The sequence below is a fragment of the Microvirga sp. GN3 genome (genome assembly GCF_055792825.1).
In genome coordinates this window covers 1-4,539 of sequence record NZ_JBVVAK010000298.1, presented here as the reverse complement: position 1 = coordinate 4,539, position 4,539 = coordinate 1, and the positions used below count along the sequence as shown (strand labels likewise).

Genomic DNA, 4,539 nt, shown 5'->3' with positions numbered 1-4,539 from the left:
TGTAGGTCTCATTCATCGAGACGTCTAAACCAGCGTAGTAGTCCATGGCTGCTCTCCTGTGCACGGGGCCCGCCGATGTTATCGGCATCCAGGGAGAGCCGCCCCATTACCCAATGTTGAAAAACTCCCCGGCGCTGCTGCGTCGATCTATTACTAGGGTCAGTGGGCCAGATTAGGCCCAGCATCCTGTATGCCGACCACGCGAAAAACGGCACTTGCGGACTTTTTCACACTATCTGCCAGGATCGGACGCTGGCCCGCTGCCACACATATTGCTGTGGCAGGGCTCACAGCGAACGTCAGCGGCACGACTTCACCTCTTCTTCCCTATAGACCAGCATCCTACCATGGTGGAGGACATCGTCGATGAACTCACCGTTGGCCGAGCGTGTTGCCGCCGCCGACGTCCCTGGTCGCAGCAGGGAGCCCAACGGCAAAGTCGATGTCGTCCCTAGAACCGCGCCTTCACGCTGGCTGCAACGGTGCGGCCCTGTCCGGGGAGCCTGGCGAGGACTTGGTATTCGTTGTCGAACAGGTTGAGCACGGTCAGCCCGAGCAGGAGACTGCGATCGGGCGTTTCCCACGTCACCGATGCGTCCGTGGTCCAATAATCGTCCAGCTTCAAACCGACGAAATCGCCCAAGGGGGTCGCGCTCGTCAGGTCACCCAGGAACGTCTGGGCCACGGTGAGCCTGAGACGCCTCGGATGCACGAAGGTGATGCCCGCGCGAGCGAAACGCTCCGCCACGAACGGAACGGGCGAACCGGCGGCCGGTCCCGATCGGATGTCCGACGAGGCGGCGCCGACAGTTCCGAACACGCCGATGCCATAGCCCAACCAAACATTGGCCGTTGCCGCCACCCGCTCAATCCGCGCCTTGTCGGCGTCGAGGGCCGCAAAGGTCTCAGGGATGGGGAGACTTAAGGAATCGATCTCCTGTCGCTGATACTCCACTGCCGTGAAGAAGTGCGGCGACCATTCCGCGTCCCAGCGCAGCGCCAGCGTATCGACCTTGCCGCCCAGCTCGAGCGGAATGACGTTCGGCAGGAGGCCGACGGTGGTCAGGGACGAAAGCGTGTAGGTCGACGGGAATAGAACGTCGCTTCGATAGGCGGCCCGCAGCCATTGTCCCTCGAAGGGCGAGACCCCGATGCCGACGCGGGGCAGAATGCTCTCGTCCGCCGATGCTCCCTCCTGATCGACCACGACTCGCTCCAGGCCGACCTCGGCCTCGAACCAATCGGAAGGGCGCCAGAAAGCATCCGCATAGAGACGGCTGCCGGTGAAGGATGCATCAGCGTCGACGGCCGCATCTGTATAGCCGGGTATAGGGACGCCCGTATACTCTTGCCGGATGCCGACCTTCGATTTGCCCGTCAGGGCTTCGACGCCATAGCGAAGCGTCACGTCGTTGAAGCCGATCATGTGGTTCAGCGCGACGACGGTCGCCGTCGAGCGGGTCTTCTCGTGCCGGAGAATCTCGAACAGCACGAGATCGGGAACGATGCCCGCCTGATGCGTATCAGTCGTACTCTGGATCTGTCCGCTGAAGATGGCCGCGGTCAGCACGTTGTGATAGCCGAAGGTGTGGCTCCAGCCCGCACCCAGCTGATAATCGGTCGTTTCCCGTGCGTCCTGATTGTAGAAGGCTCCAGGGATCGGGGGATTCGTCGAAAAGCTCGTCGGCGTCAGAGAGCTGAACGCCCCTGGTTCGGTCTTGGCGAACGTCCCGAAGATCAGAAAGCGGTCTGCGGCCGACGGCGCCGAGCCGATGAAGAAGGCCGCGCTGTCGAGCCTTTCCTGATCATAGCTGTAAGGTCCGTTATCCCGCACGCGCCCTGCCGAGAAGCTGAATGCCGTCGGGACAGGCTCGTTCGAGAAGCCGGTGACCAGGGCCTCCGATCCCCAGCCGATCTTGCCGTCCTGGGAAATCCAGGTGCCGCCGATTTCGGCGTCGATGAAGGGGCGGCGCACGAGATCGATGCGGCCAATACGCCCGCCGAGCGCGAGCGGATCGAAAAGAAGGCCCTGGACGACCAGGTTGGCTCCCGCGAGCCCGTCATCGCTTCCGGTCTCCACACTCGTCAGAGTCGGGTTTCCCGCAAAGAGCCTCGGACTAACATTCGCTGATTGATCGAAATAGCTCGTCGCCTCGAAAGGATCGAATGTGCGATCGCCGTAGAAGCGACCCCATTCATGCAGACCGACGAAGCGATAGGCATCGGCTGGATAGCTGCCGCTCTGCCGGTTGGCCGAGAGACCGGCGTAATCGCCGCCTCGGTTGCGGGCGCGCTTCACGGCCTCGCGGGCGAACTTCACGGCATCGTCGGCCTGGTACTGATCCAATGCCACTGCCGTTCTCATGATCGCCGTGACAGGATCGTTCGGATCGAGCCGGTCCGCATTGTCGAATGTCTGCTCGGCGAGTTCGATGTCACCATTCTGGTAATAGGCGACGGCCGCGGCTACCAGGCCATTGGCATAAGCAGGATTGGCTGCAGAGCCGGCCAGAATGGACTCAAGGGCTCCAGGCATATCGCCTGTCTGCAGGAGGTAGCGCCCACGCGCGATGTAGGCGACGTGGAAATCGGGATCGAGATCGAGGGCCTTGTCGATGAGCGCTCCGGCTTCCTCCACGCGGCTCTTGTCGAGCAGGATGAAAGAGAGATTGGCATAGGGAACCGGGTCCTGTGGATCGAGTTCGATGGCGCGCCGGAAAGCAGCCTCCGCCTCCAACGGAGCCTCCAGGTCCGCGTAGAGCATGCCAAGCTCGTTCCAGATATCGACATTGCCCGGAGCGGCTTCCAGAGCCCGTTTCAAGTCGGCGAGCGCCGCCTTGCGGTCACTGTCCACTTCGGCCCTGATCCGGCCGCTCATGGCCAGAATGAGGTGGTCGTTTGGATCCGCCGCCCGCACGCGCTCCAGCGAGGCGCGCATGCGGTCGCGGCGGTTGAGGGCCAGGGAGAGCTGTGAGGAGAAGACGCCGATCTGAGGGTCGTTCGGGAAGCGCTTCTCGGCGGTCTCCGCGAGATCGGCCGCAGCGTTCAGATCCTCCCGGAAACCGGCGATGAAGGCATGCGCGAGGGCTACCTCCGGACTGTTCGAGGCGATCTTGGGCTCGGGTAGGACGCGGTTCGGCTCGGCCAATGACGCCGCGATGTAGCGGCCGTAAACAGCGCTCACGCGCCGCTTGGCATCGAGGCCGCGCTCGGCACGAGCGAAGAGGGCGGCGGAGTCGCTCCACCGGCGCTTCGCGCCCGCGATGAGGGCCTCGACGAGGTCCGCGCGAGCGCCCTGCGATGCATTGAGGGATCTGCGGCGAGCCTCTGCCAGGGGCGTGGAGGCCGCCTGATACCCGTCCAGGACGAGGGCCACCTCCGCGCGGGCCAGCCAGTCTTCCGCCGTACGGCTTTCCGGCGGAATCGCTTCGATCCGGGCGCGCTCGGCCTGCCGTGCGGATCCGCGCAAGGGACTGGCCGGCAGCCAAGTCAGGCCATCGCGAAGGGTCAGGTAGAACAGCATCTGCTCGCGATCATTGGGTCGCACGAGCACGAACTTGGTGGGGGCTTGGCCGATGGCAGCCACTGCCCCTTCACCCTGGCGCACCGTCACCGCGCCTTGCGGGTTCTTGAGCTCGACCACGCCTTCGAGCACCACCAGCGAGGTCTTGCTCGAGCCATCCACCGACAGCGACCAGTCGGTGCCGCGGATCGCCGCGACCGCTGCCGGCGTCTTGACATCGACACCCGAGCCGCCACGGGCTGCACGAGCCCAGATGTTGCCGTTCTGGAGGCTGAGCTGGGTGTTCTCCGCCGCGCCTCCGGCGACGTCGTTCACGGTCAGGGTCGAATTGCGTGCGACGCGGATCTGCGTCTGGTCCTTGAACAGGATCGCCAGATTGCCGATCGCGTTGGTGCGCAGGGTATCGCCGCCGACGAGACTTTGCTGGACCTGGGCCGCGCGCCAGAGATCCTCGCGCACGAAGCGCATCTCCTCGCCGCCCTTGGCAGCCACGATGGCGCCTGCGACAGGGGCCTGGCGCCGCACGGGTACTTGAGCCTGTGCTTCGGCAAGGCAAAGCGCCAGGGCGCTCGTTGCGGCCAGAAGCCTGAGGGATCGGAAAGACATGGGAGGTCGGCTCGATCGAAAGGTAACCTGCTCTAACGTTACCTGCAGCTTAGCAGGAAGAGTCTAGGAACAAAGCCGATTCACATCAGGGATGATGTGTTTTGCTGCACAGGGTGAACGATTGCGGCATAAGAGCCACATCAAGAGAGCATGGGTATTTCGCGAGAAATCAGCGTGAGGTGATCCTGCCGCACGTCTTAGAAGGTCTCCTCACGGTCAGACTCTGAAGATCCCTTGCGCTTCACGAAGGTCCGCTTAGGCCGAGTGAGCAGACCAAACGGTTACTTCGTCGTCCGTGAAGAATCCCGATCTCGTTGAGACGATTGGGATATCGGGCGCATCACCGCCTTCGATTGCGCAGGATTGCGCCCCAACAGCAGTGGATTTCCTGCGTTTTCCGTTGCCGCTCT

1 protein-coding gene is annotated in these 4,539 nt (G+C 63.3%); it reads right to left on the bottom strand.

The features are described 5' to 3' along the window. Positions 1-451: 451 nt before the first annotated feature. Positions 452-4,129: a FecR domain-containing protein gene (locus ACS5Q1_RS46725; protein ID WP_473104596.1), complete on the bottom strand. Its 3,678-nt coding sequence runs from the start codon at positions 4,127-4,129 to the stop codon at positions 452-454. Positions 4,130-4,539: the final 410 nt, after the last annotated feature.

What these genes read in the sequence shown, in the direction of transcription:
- ACS5Q1_RS46725 (WP_473104596.1), bottom strand. Translation starts at nt 4,129, where the DNA reads ATGTCTTTCCGATCCCTCAGGCTTCTGGCCGCAACGAGCGCCCTGGCG.